This is a genomic window from Streptomyces sp. AM8-1-1 (assembly GCF_032229325.1).
GTDB classification, from domain to species: Bacteria; Actinomycetota; Actinomycetes; order Streptomycetales; family Streptomycetaceae; genus Streptomyces; species Streptomyces achmelvichensis.
The window spans coordinates 3,566,913-3,581,956 of record NZ_CP135086.1 but is presented as its reverse complement, the minus strand read 5'-3'; the positions used below and the strand labels follow the sequence as shown (position 1 = coordinate 3,581,956).

Below are 15,044 nucleotides of genomic sequence, written 5' to 3'. Positions count from 1 at the left end.
CCGGCCGGACCGGAATCGGCGTGCTGGATTTCCCGCACGTCCGCTGATCTCATTCCGCTCGACACCGCCCACCCTGTCTTTCTCGTATTTCTGCTCACGCCTGGCTGCACAGCCTGCGTTTCTGCGGATGTCACGGACGGCGCACGGCGGATTCGCTGAGGATTCCGCCGTGCGCCGTCATCCCTTGTGAGGGTTCACTGCAGTGTTCCGACTAGCCCTCGTGTCCCTTGGGACCGTCGTGGCCGTTCGGCTTGTCGCCGTAGCCGTAGTGCTCGCCGGGCTTGCCGTCGTGACCGGGCTTGTCGCCGTGGTGCTGCCCGTGGCCGGGCTTGTTGTCGTGGCCCGGCTTGTCGCCGTGGTCCTGGCCGTGGCCGGGCTTGTTGTCGTGACCCGGCTTGTTGTTGCCGTCGTGGCCGCCCACGGGGCCGCCGTTGCCGCCCGCGGTGTTGCCGGAGGTGTTGCCCTGCGTGTTTCCGGAGGTGGTGTTGCCCGCGGTGTTGCCGGACGTGTTCCCGGACGAGTTGCCCGCGGTGTTCCCGGAGGTGTTGCCCGCGATGTTGCCCGAGGTGCCGCCGCTGACGACGCCGACGACGGGTCCGCCCAGCAGGCCTCCGCTGACCAGACCGCCACTGAGCAGACCGCCACTGGTGGTCGTACCGGTCGTCGTGCCCGTCGTGGTGCCGGTCGTGGTGGTACCGGTCGAGCACCCGCCGAGGAAGATCCTGTTGTTGTTGAGCGTCACCTCGCCGTTACGGGCAAGGGCCCGGCCCTGGATGTTCGCCCCTGCGTTCACGAAGATCGAGGTGAGAGCCATGATCGTGCCCACGAAGGTGGTGGTGGTGCCGATGGTCGCCGAACTGCCGATCTGCCAGTACACGTTGCACGGCGAAGCGCCGTTCGTGAGGAGGATCCGGCTGTTCGTTGCCGTCGTCAGGGCTTCAGGGATCTGGAACACCCAGACCGCATTGGGGTTTCCCCCGGCGTTCAGGACCAGATCACCGGTGAGTCCGACACCCGAGGTGGCCCGGTGGACACCCGGAAGCAGCTCCTGGCCTCCGCCGATTCCCGCGGGAAGCGCGAAGTCCTGGGCCTGGCCGGCCGCCTGGTTGTACGCCACGACCAGATCGCTCTTGGCCTGTGCGGCCTGCGCGTCCGCCGGGTGCACAGCACCGAGCACCTGCCCGGGCGGGAAGCCCGTGATGGCCGGGTTCGGGTGCGTCCCGAGGTCGTTGCTGAGCACTGTGGGGCCGGTGTTGGTGACTCCCTGGCCTGCCAGAACCGAGTAACTCGCGGCAGTGCCCAGAGGTACGGGGATCGCGATGGCCATCGCCTGCGTAGACGTCATGACGACCATCGCTGCGGCAACCGTCGTGGCAAGGGCCGAGGCCAGAATGCCTGACAAAGTACGGCGGTTTGCCGCTTGACGGATCTTCAGCTTCATCTAAGGGCCAATTTCTGTGGGGGGCCGTGGCGCACCGGGCCCTAACCGACAGCCCGGAAGCCTTGCTGATGCCGATGAATATTACGCAGGAGATTCCCCGAGGCAACGATGAAAAATCGAAAATGGGGTAATTGGTAAACGGTCGACGGCGCGATGGGCCATGCATATTCGTTAATGCATATCGGCGATCATCCGACATACCCGCCGAATGCGCGGCGTCCGCAACACGGATGAGGGACCTTCACCCGCCTGCCCTCCCGGCCGCACATACAAAATGACGTCCGGCCAGGAGAATTCAGAACTCGCCGCCGGGTGGGCGTGGCGATCAACACATCGCAGCACTGGCATTGGCTCTGTCGACCTGCACCGGGCCCAACTCTGAGCGGCGGCAGCGGCAGCGGCATTCGCGCAGGGAGGTGCCGACCTGAGCGGAGCTCGTGCGCCTGCCCGTACGCGACCACTGCTACGACCGCCGTGCACGCCGCGTGTCCACGGCGCCGGACTGCTCGTTAAGTGCCTCGTGATCAAGCAACTCGTTCTCGTTTCCGCCCTTGCCGGAGCCGCACTGATGGTTCCCGCCACCGCCCAGGCCGCACCCGTGGCGCCGTCCCCCGGTATCAACCTGCCGATCGTCGGACAGTTCCCGCCCTCCGGTGGGCTCCAGCAGCTCATGAACCCCATCGAGCTGGTCAACGCGACCGATTCACTCGTTGATGTGCCCGGCCTGCCTCTGGACCCGACGATCGTCGGCTGAGGGCTGTCGCGTAGTGCGGGACAGCTTTGGGCGGTCACCGCCGGCAGGTGCGTCAGGCAGCGATGTGCGCCCGCCGGTTCCGGCAAGCGGCCTTCGTACCAGCAGAGGAATCTGGCGGAGGTCGCGCGGCACAGCTGAGGCAGATCATCTGCGTGAAGAGTGAGAGGGGCAGCACACCGCCCCGTCGATGGGCCCCGGGCTGAAGGCAGCCTGGGGCCCTCGGTGTTGGTGCCTCGTGTCAGGAAGCTGTCCCGCACCCACTCCCGGCAAGGGAATGCCGTCTCCGCAGCCGCCTCGGCTTACGCGGCATGAGTGGTGGAGAGCGGGGCACACGGAGCGTGCATGACAGAGATCCGGTGGCCGCCGATGGTGCGGTCGGCCGGATCTCGACTGGCCCGGGCTAGGTGGCGGGGCGGGGAGAGGGTGCTGCGGGTCGGCCTGAGGAGGCGAAGGCCCGCATGCATCGAAGAGACGGGAAGATCGGAACCGAAATGATTGTCCTGGGTGTCATTCTGCTCATCATCGGCCTGCTGGCCGGTGTCTCACTGCTGACGACGATCGGCGGGATCCTTCTCGTGGTCGGCGCGGTCCTGTGGGTCCTCGGCGCGAGCGGGCGCAAGGTCGGCGGACGGAAACACTTCTTCTGACAGTCCCGCCCTGCGCGGGCCCTCAGTGATGCGAGAGCACCCCTGAGGAGAGCCCGGCCAGGGGCTCGCAGGCCGATTCGAAGACCGGCCTGCCGACAACATCACCTTGCGCGACCAGGGGCCCTGCGGAGTAGCACTTCGCCGGGCCCCGTCGGCATGCCTGGGCCCGAAAACGCGTCGTCGGAGCGCGTTGCCGGAGCGGGGTGTGCCGGGTCGGGGTGTGACGGGGCGGTGCTCAGGCACTCGCGAGTGAGATCTCGGTGGACTTGATGAGGGCGACGACCGTGGAGCCGGCCGTCAGGCCGAGATCGGTGACCGCGTCGTTCGTGATGACGGCCGTGAGGCCACCGCCCTCGATGTCGACCTTGACGCTCGCCATGGCGCCGCCGGCGGAGACGTCGCTGACCGTGCCGGGGATCTGGTTGCGGATGCTCAGCCCGTCGATCGTGCCCGTGGCGAGGGCGACCTCGGTCGCTTTTACCAACGCCCGCACGGCCGAGCCCTCGGCGAGCCCGAGGTCCTTGACGGCTTCGGTCGTGATGGCGGCGGTGACGTTCTGGCCGCCGTCGAGGCGGACCTTGACGGTCGCCATCGCCTCGCCGAAGGTGACCGATGCGACGGTGCCGGGAAGCTGGTTACGGATGCTCAGGCTCATGGGAAAACGCCTCGATTGCGGTGGAAAGCCGGTGTGTGCGCGCCTTGTTCGGCACCCTAGCCACACTCGGAGCTCCCTTCCGGGCACGCATCGCAGGCACCAGGGTGGTAGCTGCCCCCGCCTCGCAGACCCGAGTCAACGTCTCTCGTGCCGCCCCGACTCGGGCCGCCGCCCCCGACGGGGCTTGGCCTTTCCCACAGTGCGTCTGGCATTTGCTGTGCTGAATGCACGAATGAATTGCATCTGACAGGCAGAGCGGCCTACCGTGGCGCACATGCAGTCCTACACCATCGGACAGGCGGCTCGGCTTCTGGGCGTCAGCCCCGACACCGCACGCCGCTGGGCGGACGCCGGCCGGGTCGCGACCCATCGCGACGACGGCGGGCGACGCCTCATCGACGGCCGGGACCTGGCCGCGTTCTCCGTCGAGGTCGCCCAGAGCGGCACCGGCGAGGAGGACGCCTCCTACACCTCGGCCCGCAACGCCTTCCCCGGCATCGTCACCGCCGTGAAGCTCGGCGACGTCGCCGCGCAGGTCGAGATCCAGGCAGGCCCGCACCGGCTGGTGTCCCTGCTGACCAGGGAGGCCGTCGAGGAACTGGGACTGGAGGTCGGCATGCAGGCCACCGCCCGCGTCAAGTCGACCAGCGTGCACATCGACCGCACCTGACCCGGCTCTCCAGCGAAGCGGCGTCGCCCGTCCCCGGCGCGGCTGATCATCATCCGCCAGGCGGCATACGCCGACCGCGTCCCAAGGAGCTCCCACCCTCATGTCCTTCACTTTCACCAGACGTCACGTCACCGCTGCCCTCGCGACCGTGGCCCTGCTCGTGCCGCTCGCGGCGTGCGGCAGCGACGACTCCAAGGACGCGTCCGGGGCCCAGGCCACCGAGTCCGGCACGGGAACGCCCAAGGCGAACCTCACCGTGCTGGCCGCCTCCTCTCTCACCGACGTCTTCAAGCAGGCCGGCGCCGCGTACGAGAAGGCACACCCGGGTACGAAGATCACCTTCTCGTTCGCCGGTTCCCAGGAACTCGCGGCCCAGGTCAAGCAGGGCGCCCCCGCGGATGCCCTGGTCACCGCCGACACCAGGACGATGGACGGACTGGGGTCCGACACCGGCACTCCCTCGATCATCGCCAAGAACCGGCTCGTCATCGCCACCGGCGAGGGCAACCCGGAGAAGATCGACGAGCTGAAGGACCTCGCGGACACGAAACTCAAGGTCGTGCTGGCGGCGCCCGAAGTGCCGGTCGGCCGCTACAGCAAGAAGATCCTCGACGCCCAGAAGATCACCGTGAAGCCGGTCTCCCAGGAGCCCAATGTGCGCGCGGTGCTCAGCAAGGTCGAACTCGGCGAGGCCGATGCCGGCCTGGTCTACAAGACCGATGCCGCCACGGCCCCGGACAAGGTCGACGCGGTCGAGATCCCTGACGCCCAGAACGCCATCGCCTCCTACCCGGCGGCCACGCTCAAGACGTCGAAGAATTCGGCGGCCGCCGAGGCGTTCGTGAAGTGGCTCTCCTCGCCGGAGGCCCAGAAGATCTTCCAGGACGCCGGTTTCCAGCAGCCGTAGCAAGTGTGTCCGGGCTGCCCGGTTCGGGGGGCCGGGCAGCCCGCACCCATGAACCCCCCACCCCTGGGGCCCTCGATGAACAGTCACCCACGGCGCCTGCCCGGCACCCGCACACCCTTCGCGCTCGTACTTCCCGCGCTGCTCGCCGTTGTGTTCCTGCTGCTTCCCCTCGTCGGGATCCTCGTACGGACACAGTGGTCGGAACTCGGCAGTCATCTGACGAGCCCGGGAACGACTCAGGCGCTGCGGCTTTCGTTGCTCGTGTCCTTCTGCGCACTCGGGCTGTCCTTGCTGCTCGGAGTGCCCCTGGCGTGGCTGCTCGCCCGCGTGCCCCTCCGGGGCAAGGCGCTGGTGCGCTCGCTGGTGCTGCTGCCCATGGTGCTGCCGCCGACCGTGGGAGGCGTTGCCCTGCTTCTCGCCTTCGGGCGGCGCGGATTGCTCGGGCCGTGGCTGGAGGACACCTTCGGGATCACGCTGCCCTTCCACACCTCGGGCGCGGTGCTCGCCGCCACCTTCGTGGCGATGCCGTTCCTCGTGATCAGCCTGGAAGGCGCGCTGGGCGGGCTGAGGCCGCGGTACGAGGAGACCGCCGCCTCGCTGGGCGCCTCTCCGATCCGCGTCTTCTTCACCGTCACCATGCCCATGGTCGCGCCCGGACTCCTCGCCGGGGCCGCCCTCACCTGGGCACGGGCGCTCGGAGAGTTCGGCGCCACCATCACCTTCGCCGGCAATCTGCCCGGTACCACCCAGACGCTCCCGCTCCAGGTCTATCTGCTGCTCCAGGACGATCCGGAGGCAGCGACGTCCGTCTCGCTTCTGCTGCTCGCCATCGCCATGGCCGTGCTCGTCGCCCTCCGAGGCCGCTGGACCGGCACGCCCAGGGACAGCGCCCGAGACGCTCGTCCCGCGGACGTCACCGACGACCCGTTGCCGGTGAAGGAAGCGCCCGGGGAGACGCCGGCTCCGGACGAACGGTGGGCCCTGCACGCGCAGGTCACGGGCTTCAACCGGCTCACGCTGGACGCCGAGCCCGGCACCACCATCGCCGTCGTCGGACCCAACGGTGCCGGCAAGACGACCCTCCTGCGCGCTCTGCTCGGGCTCACCCCACGAGCCCACGCCGACCTCCGTCTCGGCGACACCGACGTCACCGCGCTTCCCCCGCACCGCCGTGGCGTGGCCTGGGTACCGCAGGACGGCGCCCTTTTCCCGCACATGAGCGCGCTGGCCAACACCGCGTACGGACTCCGCGCCCACGGTGTCCCGCGCGCCGAAGCCCGTCGCAGAGCGCAGGAGTGGCTCGACCGGCTCGGTGTCGGGCATCTCGCCCATCGCAGACCGGCTCAGGTCTCCGGCGGTCAGGCCCAACGAGTCGCCCTCGCGCGGGCGCTGGCCGCACGCCCCAGACTCCTCCTGCTCGACGAACCGCTCGCCGCCCTCGACCAGACCACCCGCTCCCAGGTCCGGCACACCCTCCGCCGTCATCTCGACGGCTTCGGAGGCGTGTGCCTGATCGTCACCCACGACCCCGTCGAAGCCGTCGCGCTCGCCGACCGGGTCCTCGTCCTCGACGACGGACGTGCTCTGCAGGACGCCCCGCCCACCGATGTCACCCGGCACCCCCGCTCGCCCTGGGTGGCCCGCATGCTCGGCCGCAACGCATGGCCCGGAACCGCCACCGCGGAAGGCATCCAACTCGCCGACGGCGGCACGCTCATCGTCGCGGACCCGCTGCCGGCCGGCACCGACGCCCTCGCGATCATCGCCCCGGAAGCGGTCTCCGTACACCGCGACAAGCCCACCGGCAGCCCCCGCAACGTGTGGCCCGGCACCGTACGGGAGATCACCACCAGCGGAAGCCGGCTGCGCGTCCTCGTCACGTCGGAGCAGGCTCCCGATCTCGTCGCCGAGATCACCCCGCAGGCCGTCGCCGAACTCGGCCTCGCCGACGGAACGCCCGTGTGGACGAGCGTCAAGGCGACCGAAGCGACCGTGGTGGCCCTCTGAGCAGATCCCGTCGCGCGCGGGGCGGGCGACGACCTTTCCCTCTCCCGTCATGAGACTGTGGAATCCGACTGCTAGCGAGGAGCCGGCCCAGGCTCGCGGCGGTTCTCGACACACTGTCCAGGGGGCACGATGAACGACTCGGTCTCCTTGCTGACCGTCGGCATCGTCTTCGCGGTGCTGGTGATCAGGACGGCAGTCGCCGAACTGCGGAAACCCGGAAGCGCGCGCATCCAGTGGGCCTTCGTCACCAACACCCAAGCTGTCACCACGGGCGCCGTGGCGGCAGTCATGCTCGGTCTCCTCGGTTGGCGCAGTTCCGGCTACGGCGCTCTGGCGTGGGCGGTTCTCGTGGGAGTTCTGGTCGCGTTCCTTGCCGACCGCCGGCCACCCGAGCGCTGACACCGGGATCCAGGGACTGGCCGGAGGGCGGTGGGTTGTCCCGCTGCTCGGCAGGTCCGCCCTCTCCTGTGACCGATCCGTCGCTTACGCGTGTCGGTGCCGTACCCGGGATCCGGCCTCGCGCCACACTGTCGCGGGTTGCGACAGGAAGCGTGGACGGCATGAGCGGTGGCGGCGCATGGACCGGAGCCGCGGTTGCGGCCGTCACCGTCGGCTATGCGCTCTTCTCACGCCGCCTCGCCTCGACGCCGGTGTCGGCTCCGATGGTGTTCACGGGCTTCGGTGTGCTCATCGGGCCGGTCGGGATGGACGTTCTCGACCTGGGTCACGACGCGGGGCCCGTGCTGACGTTGACCGAGGCCGCCCTGGCTCTCGTGCTGTTCACCGACGCGATGACCGTACGGCGACGGCACCTGCGCTCGGAAGGCTTCCTGCCCCTGCGTCTGCTGGCCATCGGCCTGCCGTTGAGCATCGCCGCGGGGTGGCTGCTGGCGTGGCCCCTGTTTCCGGGCCTGACCGTCTGGGAGTTCGCGCTGCTCGGCGCGATCCTCGCCCCCACCGATGCGGCGCTCGGCAAGGCGGCCGCCTCCAGCCCCCGTGTCCCACCGCTGGTGCGCCACGGGCTCAACGTCGAGAGCGGTCTGAACGACGGCCTGGTGCTGCCGTTCTTCCTCCTGTTCCTCGCCGCCGTCCCCGGCACGGTCGCCTCCGAGGAGGGCGCGGCCGGCGTGTTCTGGCGGGCACTGGTGGTGAGCACCCTGGTGGGCCTGGCCCTCGGCGGGCTCGGCGGGCGACTGCTGACCCACGCGCGGGCCCGCGGCTGGGCGACGGGTGAATGGCAGCAGGTGGTCGTCCTGGCAGTGGCGTTCTGCGCGTACAGCGTGGCGACGGCCCTGGACGGAAGCGGCTTCATCGCCACCTGGACGGGTGGCTTCGCGTTCGGCGTGGCACTGCGCAGGGGCGAGCCGGCTGGAGGGGATCCCGCGAAGGAGCGGCCCGCCGATCTGACCGAGTACGTGAGCGGACTGCTGGGGAACCTGAGCTTCCTGGTCTTCGGTGCGGTCCTTCTCGGCCCGGCGCTGGAGCATCTGAACTGGCAGATCATCACCTACGCCGTGCTCAGCCTGACGGTGGTCAGGATGGTTCCGGTGGCTCTCGCGCTGGCCGGTACCGGTATGCGGCTGCCCACCGTCGGCTACATCGGCTGGTTCGGGCCGCGCGGCCTGGCCTCCGTGGTCTTCGGGCTCCTCCTCGTCGAGGACCACGTGCCCGGAGTCGAACTGCTGGGCCGGGTGGTCGCGGTCACCATCGGGCTCAGCGTTCTGCTGCACGGGATGTCGGCCCCGTACTTCGCCGACCGTTACGGGAACTGGTACGACGCCGCGAGGACCGCTTCCCCCGATGTGCGCGAAGCCCAGGGCGCCGCCGAATCCACGGTGAAGCAGCACATCGACCCGCGGCGTCTGCGCTGAGCCGGGCGGGCTCCGCACATCGCCACCGCGGTCTGAGTTCTCCGCCGAACCGAAAAGGTTCACCTCGGCATGTGTCACACATTTCACATGCTTCTTGTCATAGGGGTGAAAGCAGGCAGGAGCCCGCCGACGCAAGGAGTGCGACGATGACCAAGCCCGTTCTGGAACCCGCAGCTCAGGAGTTCGCGGACGCGACGGCCAAGCCGCCGTTCCTCTACGAACTCGGACCGGAAGGTGCCCGCAAGGTCCTGGACGACCTGCAGGCGGCGCCGGTGGAGAAGCCGGACGTGGAGGAGAAGTGGATCACTGTTCCCGCCGGCGTGGGTGATGTGCGGGTACGCATCGTCAAGCCCGTCGGCTCCCGGCGCCCGCTGCCGGCCGTCCTCTACGTCCACGGCGGCGGCTGGGTCCTCGGCAACGCCGGCACCCATGACCGTCTGGTGCGCGAGCTCGCCGTCGGGGCGAACGCCGCCGTCGTGTTCGTCGAGTACGACCGCTCCCCGGAGGCCACCTACCCGGTCGCCATCGAGCAGGCGTACGCGGCCGCCCAGTGGATCACCGCGCGGGGCGCCGAGGAAGGCCTGGACGCTTCCCGGCTTGCGGTGGCCGGCGATTCCGTCGGCGGCAACATGGCCGCGGCGCTGACCCTCATGGCCAAGCAGCGCGGTGACGTGACCTTCGTGCACCAGTCGCTGTACTACCCCGTCACCGACGCGGCCCAGGACACCGAAAGCTACCGGGAGTTCGCCGACGGCCCCTTCCTCACCGCGAAGGCCATGGCCTGGTTCTGGGACTGCTACACCACCGACCCCGCCCAGCGGGCGGAGATCACCGCCTCGCCGCTGCGGGCGAGCCTGGAAGAGCTGGAGGGCCTGCCGCCGGCGCTCGTCATCGTCGACGAGAACGACGTGCTGCGGGACGAGGGCGAAGCGTACGCCCGCAAGCTGACCCAGGCCGGCGTGCCCACCACGAGCGTTCGCATCAACGGCACCCTGCACGACTTCATGATGGTCAACCCTCTGCGTCCCACGCAGGCCACCACTGCTGCGATGGAGCGCGCCGTCCACACCCTGCGCGCCGCCCTGCACGGCAACTGAGGTTGTCGCGCTCTCAGTTGCTCTTGAAGGACCAGCAGCACTGAATGCGTGCACCACCTCGGCATCCGTGCGCAGGGGCCACCCGCGCACGGACCGTCGAGTCCGATCGGTTCACCGGGCCGATCCCCGGCCGTAGCCCGCTCCCGGCAAGCCTTGGACACGATCCCGCTTGCCGCTCGCGGCCCGGCCCCCCATGACCTGCGGCAGCACCTGCCGTACTGCGGCCATGCCCACCTGTCCGGACATGGCTGAACCCCTGCGCCTCGAAAGGGCCCCCTCATGTACCGTCACTCGCGCCTTCGGCATGCCCGTACCCCCCTCACCCTCCTGGCCACCGCGACCGTCGCCTCCGCGCTCCTGGCCGCGTCGGTCGGTCCGGCGAGCGCCGGCGAGAGCACCGCTTCCCGGGGCAAGCCGACCGTCGTGCTCGTCCATGGCGCGTTCGCCGACTCCTCCAGCTGGAACGGCGTCATCAGCGAGCTGAAGAAGGACGGCTACCCGGTGGTGGCCGCGGCCAACCCGCTGCGCAGCCTCAGCGGCGACGCCGCCTCCGTCAAGAGTCTGCTGGCCACCATCAAGGGGCCGGTGGTTCTCGTCGGGCACTCCTACGGTGGTGCGGTCATCACCAACGCCGCCCACGGCTCCGACAAGGTCAAGGCACTGGTGTACGCCGACGCCTTCCTCCCCGACAAGGGCGAGAGCGCCAATGCGCTGGCGAGCAAGTTCGAGGGCAGTGTCATCGCCAAGGTTCTGCGACCCGTCCCGATCACCAACGCCGACGGCTCCAAGGACGTCGATCTCTCCATCGACCAGTCCGCGTTCCCCCAGGCGTTCGGGGCGGACGTCCCCGCGGAGAAGGCCGCTCTGATGGCGGTCACCCAGCGCCCCGGGACCGGCACGGCTCTCAACGAGCCGTCCGGTGAGCCTGCCTGGAAGGACATCCCCTCCTGGGCTCTCGTGGGCACCAACGACCGGATCATCCCTCGGGAGGCCCAGGTCTTCATGGCCGAGCGCGCCGACGCCCACATCAAGGAGATCAAGTCCTCCCACGCCGTGAGCGTCTCCCACCCGCAGGCCGTCACCGACGTCATCGAGAAGGCGGCGCGGACGGTCCGCTGACCGGCACCCTGGCACCCCAGCACGGCGGGGCGGCGAAGGCGCCGCCCCGCCGTCGTGCACAGTTGCCGGCCCACGGCGCCCGCACGCCCGGCACCGGCCTCCCTCCACGGCAGGAGGGTGACCGGCGCCGGGCATCGGTCACATCGGTCACGGTCGCCGGGTCACCTCACGGAGCGAGGCGGTAGGCGTTCGTGATCGTCTCGCGCACGGTGTTGCCGCCCTTGTCCTTCAGGTCCACCTGGAAGGACACGGCCTTGGCGGCCGCCGGGTGCTTCACGATCACCGAGCGTGCCCCCTTCGCATCGGTCGTCACGGTGAGCGCCTTCCAGGTCAGGCCGCCGTCGAAGGAGACCTTCACGGTCAGCGCGGCGACCTGCCCGGCCGCGGCGGCCGCGCCGCTCAGCTTCAGCGGCACCGCGAGCGCGCTGCCCGCCCGAGCCGTTCCGCTGAGGCTCAGCATCGGTGTGAACCGCACGGTCGACAGCGGCAGTTCGACCGTCCTGTCCGCCGCCGGCCGGGCCGAGGTGAACGTCCACACCCCTGCCACCTTCGTGCTGGTGGACGTGTCCTCGGTGGAGCGGCTCGCCTCGACCGTCAGGCGGTACGGGGCGGAGGCGGCGGGAACGTCGGCGCCCAGCCAGTCCGTGGCCGGGCCCTCGGCGAGGACCCGTCCGCCGGATTCCAGCTTCGCGGAGCCACTGGTGACGGTCGATGAACCCAGGTTGCCGTGGCCGTCGTTGAACAGTGGGATCCTGGCGCCGATGTAGTCGCCGGTCCGCTCGGCGCCCTGCTCCCCCGGAGTTCCCGCCGCGAGATCGGGGCCGACCACACCGGTGTTGAAGTTCAGCGTGTGGCTGGAGCCCGGCTTGTAGGCCACCGCCGGCTTCGAGTAGATCATGCGCGGCTCGCTGCGGGCGTTGAGCTGGGTGGCCGTCCAGGCCCAGCGCACGCCGGCCGCGCTCAGGTAGTGCGTGGTGGCCTGCGGCAGCTTCTGCTCCTGCGGTTCCGCGATGCCGATGCTCGTCCCGAGTTCGTCCAGCGGCGTGATGTGGACCTGGCCCTTGGCCCCGGTGACGGAGGCGCCGAAGCCGAGCTTCACCTCGGCGACATCGGCCCGGGTGAGGTTGCGGGTCAGGCCGGTGAAGAAGCTCCCCTTGCGGTTGAAGGCGAGCCGGTGGTCGACGTTCTTGCCGGGCGTCTTCCACACGCCGTTGAACTGGGCCCGCATCGTCGGGGATTCCGGGCCGAGGGCGGCGGTGCGGATCGGCGGTACCCCGTTGGTGGACCAGGAGTTGCCCACGCCGACGGCCTGGTCGTAGTAACCGACGATGGAGGTGACGAGCTTCGCGGCAGGGTCCATGGCCTTCACGGCGAACGGCTTCGCCTTGCGGGAGTCGAGAGTGACCGCGACCTTGCCGGTCACGTTCAGCACCGGCTGGACGAAGAAGCCCAGTTCGTTGTCCTTGGCGAAGACCAGGCTCGATAGCTGGTACCTGCCCTTGGGCAGCCGCTGGACCACCGTGCCGTTCGCGCTGTACGGCAGTTCCACGAACTCGCCGCGTCCGTCGACCGGGTTGATCGTCGTCATGTACGTGGCCGGGTTCGCGCCGTCGGCATCGATGTGCCGCACGGTGACGTCGTACGACTCCACCTCCCGCTCGGCCACCAGACCGGTGCGTACCTGCTGGCCGTCTCCCGATGCCAGCACGGTCCCGCCGAAGACGCCGTCGGCGGTGCCCTTGCGGGTGTCGACGGTGACGGTGGTCGTCGCGGTGCCGCCGGCCGGAACGGTGAGCTGGGCGTCCTTGACGGTGAACATGCCGGCCGGCGCGGGGCCGCCCGACGGGTCGACCCCGGAGACGCTCAGCCGCAGAGTGACCGCCTGGGCGCCGTGGTTGCGGTAGGTGACGGTCTTGGAAACCGGCTTGTCGTCGGCGTGCGGCCAGGCGTGCAGGCCGAAGTCCAGGGAGCCGGGCTCGGAGACGACGGCGGCGGTGGCGGCGCGCTCCAGGTCCACCCGGCCGGCGCCCTGCTGGTAGGCGTTCAGCACCGGGTTGGGCTTGGCGGAGCCGGTCAGGAGCGACTTCAGCCGTGGTCCGGTCCAGCCCGGGTGCTGCTGGAGCACCAGGGCGGCGGCGCCCGCGACGTGCGGGGAGGCCATCGACGTGCCGGACTGCGAGATGTAGTCCTCGCCCGAGGGCTCCTCGCTCTGGGTGGTCAGGGCCGCGGTGATGTCCACGCCGGGGCCGGTGATGTCCGGCTTGGGCGTGCCGTCGAGGTTCGGACCGCGGCTGGAGAAGTCGGCAAGCTGGTCCTGCTTGTCCACGGCGCCGACGGTGAGCGCCGTTGGCGCGCTGCCGGGCGACCAGATCGTGCGGCGCCCTTCGCCCGAGTTGCCCGCGGCCACCACGAACAGGGCCTTGCCGGAGAGCCGGGCGATGGCCGCCTCCATCGGGTCCACGCCCGGGGTGTCCGGGGAGCCCAGGCTCATGTTGACGACCTGCGCGCCCTGGTCGACGGCCCACTGCATGCCGGCGACGATGCCGGAGATGTCGCCGAAGCCGTCATCGCCCAGGACCTTGCCGTCCAGCAGCTTCGCGTCGGGAGCCACGCCCTTGTTGCGGCCGCCGGACTTCGCCCCGCTTCCGGCGATGGTGGAGGCCACATGCGTGCCGTGCCCGTAGCGGTCGTCGTTGACGGGGGACTCGGTGAAGTTCTTCTGTGCCACCTCGACGCCCTGGAGATCCGGGTGGGTCTGGTCCACGCCGCTGTCCAGGACCGCCACCTTGACGCCCTTGCCGGTCCAGCCCGACTTCCACATGGCGGGCGCACCGATGTGCGGCACGCTCTCGGCCAGGGAGCCCCGGACCTTCGCGTCCAGCCACACATGGGTGACGGGCCGCGCGGCCGAACCGCCTGACGTACGGGCCGCGGAGCGGCCGGTGACGGCCGCCCACAGCGCCGGCGCACCGGACTTGGGCGTCTCGAAGGCCTCGCCGCCGACCGCGGGCAGTGCACGCCGTTCCCGGACGGCCACGCCCGCGAACGGGTCACCGGCGCCGGCCCTTGCTCCGTCGCCGTCCTGCCGGTAGCCGACGATCAGCGGCAGCGTGGTCCGGTGCGCGTCGTCGTATCCGTCCCCGGCCAACTGCGCGACGTCGAACAGCCGCCGGTCGAGCACGCCGTCGGCGACCAGGCGCAGGGCGTCCTGCGGGACGACGTACGTGTGCCCGTCCGCGCGCCGCACCGAGAAGCCGATCCCCTCACGGCCCTTGCCGCGCACGAGCCGAACCACCTTTCCGTCCGGCCCGACGTCCACGCGGTCGCCGCTGATCAGCGTGACCGTGGCCGGTGGCTTCGCCTTCGCCGGGGCTTTCGTCCCCTCGTGTGCGTCGGAGCCGGCGGCCTGCGCCGTCTGCCCGCCCGCCGAAACGGCCCCCGTGACCAGCGCCCCGGCCACCACGGCGGCCAGTGCCGCCGTTCTCGCGCGTGCTGTGGATCCCACTCGTGTTCCCCCACCCTCGTGTGCATGCCAACGCGTTCTCCGGTACTACGCACGGGGGAGGGGTTCGGTTGCCTGCGCCGCTCGCACATCGGAAGAGGGGAGGGAGAGGCGCGCCGGAACGCGGTCGGAGCGGGACGACCGACATGACGTGCGCCGACGGCGGCATTAGTCTGATCGAGTGAAGCCGCGCTACGCGGCACGTCGGCCGAGCCTTCCTGACCTGCGGGAACCCGGCCGCAGCACCCACAGGCGAAACCCAGTACGAGCCACGTCGTGGTGGACGCGCTCCGCCTTCACCTCTCCCAGCGCAACAGTGTCTCCGGCCGAAGCAGGGCAGGCTGATACGGGCGCGTGACAGCAGGTACGGCCTG

General features: G+C 70.2%; 12 protein-coding genes. 9 read left to right on the top strand and 3 right to left on the bottom strand.

The window, feature by feature from the left end; translation table 11 throughout:
- Positions 1–211: 211 nt before the first annotated feature.
- Positions 212–1,441, bottom strand: coding sequence for an ice-binding family protein (locus RPQ07_RS16120; RefSeq protein WP_413777745.1), 1,230 nt, complete (start codon positions 1,439–1,441; stop codon positions 212–214).
- Between the two features lie 520 nt (positions 1,442–1,961).
- Here RPQ07_RS16120 and RPQ07_RS16115 point away from each other — a divergent pair.
- Both RPQ07_RS16115 and RPQ07_RS16110 read left to right on the top strand, forming a co-directional pair.
- Entirely contained in the window at positions 1,962–2,195 is a 234-nt protein-coding gene (locus RPQ07_RS16115) for a hypothetical protein (protein WP_313944838.1), read from the top strand.
- A 491-nt stretch (positions 2,196–2,686) separates the two neighbouring features.
- Positions 2,687–2,842, top strand: a complete 156-nt coding sequence (locus RPQ07_RS16110) for a DUF6131 family protein (protein ID WP_313948914.1) — start codon at positions 2,687–2,689, stop codon at positions 2,840–2,842.
- A 235-nt stretch (positions 2,843–3,077) separates the two neighbouring features.
- Here RPQ07_RS16110 and RPQ07_RS16105 read toward each other — a convergent pair whose 3' ends face one another.
- The gene (locus RPQ07_RS16105; protein ID WP_313944837.1) at positions 3,078–3,497 is read right to left on the bottom strand and encodes a TOBE domain-containing protein; all 420 of its coding nucleotides are present in this window, start codon (positions 3,495–3,497) and stop codon (positions 3,078–3,080) included.
- 274 nt (positions 3,498–3,771) lie between these two features.
- On the opposite strand from RPQ07_RS16105, the gene RPQ07_RS16100 reads away from it, so the two are divergent.
- The 7 genes from RPQ07_RS16100 (at position 3,772) to RPQ07_RS16070 (ending at position 11,168) form a co-directional block, all read left to right on the top strand.
- Positions 3,772–4,167 (top strand): helix-turn-helix transcriptional regulator, encoded by a 396-nt coding sequence (locus RPQ07_RS16100; protein ID WP_313944836.1) that lies wholly within the window; start codon positions 3,772–3,774, stop codon positions 4,165–4,167.
- 100 nt (positions 4,168–4,267) lie between these two features.
- A complete protein-coding gene (gene modA / locus RPQ07_RS16095) occupies positions 4,268–5,074 on the top strand; it encodes a molybdate ABC transporter substrate-binding protein (RefSeq protein ID WP_313944835.1) in 807 nt (268 codons plus the stop codon).
- A gap of 75 nt (positions 5,075–5,149) precedes the next feature.
- The gene (locus tag RPQ07_RS16090) at positions 5,150–7,081 is read left to right on the top strand and encodes an ABC transporter permease (RefSeq protein WP_313944834.1); all 1,932 of its coding nucleotides are present in this window, start codon (positions 5,150–5,152) and stop codon (positions 7,079–7,081) included.
- A 129-nt stretch (positions 7,082–7,210) separates the two neighbouring features.
- On the top strand, positions 7,211–7,480 hold the full coding sequence (locus RPQ07_RS16085) for a hypothetical protein (RefSeq protein ID WP_313944833.1): 270 nt from the start codon (positions 7,211–7,213) through the stop codon (positions 7,478–7,480).
- Between the two features lie 161 nt (positions 7,481–7,641).
- A complete protein-coding gene (locus tag RPQ07_RS16080) occupies positions 7,642–8,952 on the top strand; it encodes a cation:proton antiporter (RefSeq protein WP_313948913.1) in 1,311 nt (436 codons plus the stop codon).
- Positions 8,953–9,098: 146 nt separating this feature from the next.
- Entirely contained in the window at positions 9,099–10,049 is a 951-nt protein-coding gene (locus tag RPQ07_RS16075; protein WP_313944832.1) for an alpha/beta hydrolase, read from the top strand.
- Positions 10,050–10,328: 279 nt separating this feature from the next.
- Positions 10,329–11,168 carry an alpha/beta hydrolase gene (locus RPQ07_RS16070; RefSeq protein ID WP_313944831.1) on the top strand — a complete coding sequence of 280 codons (840 nt, stop codon included), beginning with the start codon at positions 10,329–10,331 and terminating at the stop codon, positions 11,166–11,168.
- 166 nt (positions 11,169–11,334) lie between these two features.
- On the opposite strand, the gene RPQ07_RS16065 is transcribed toward RPQ07_RS16070, so the two are convergent.
- Positions 11,335–14,673 (bottom strand): S8 family peptidase, encoded by a 3,339-nt coding sequence (locus tag RPQ07_RS16065; protein ID WP_313944830.1) that lies wholly within the window; start codon positions 14,671–14,673, stop codon positions 11,335–11,337.
- Between the last annotated feature and the right edge of the window lie 371 nt (positions 14,674–15,044).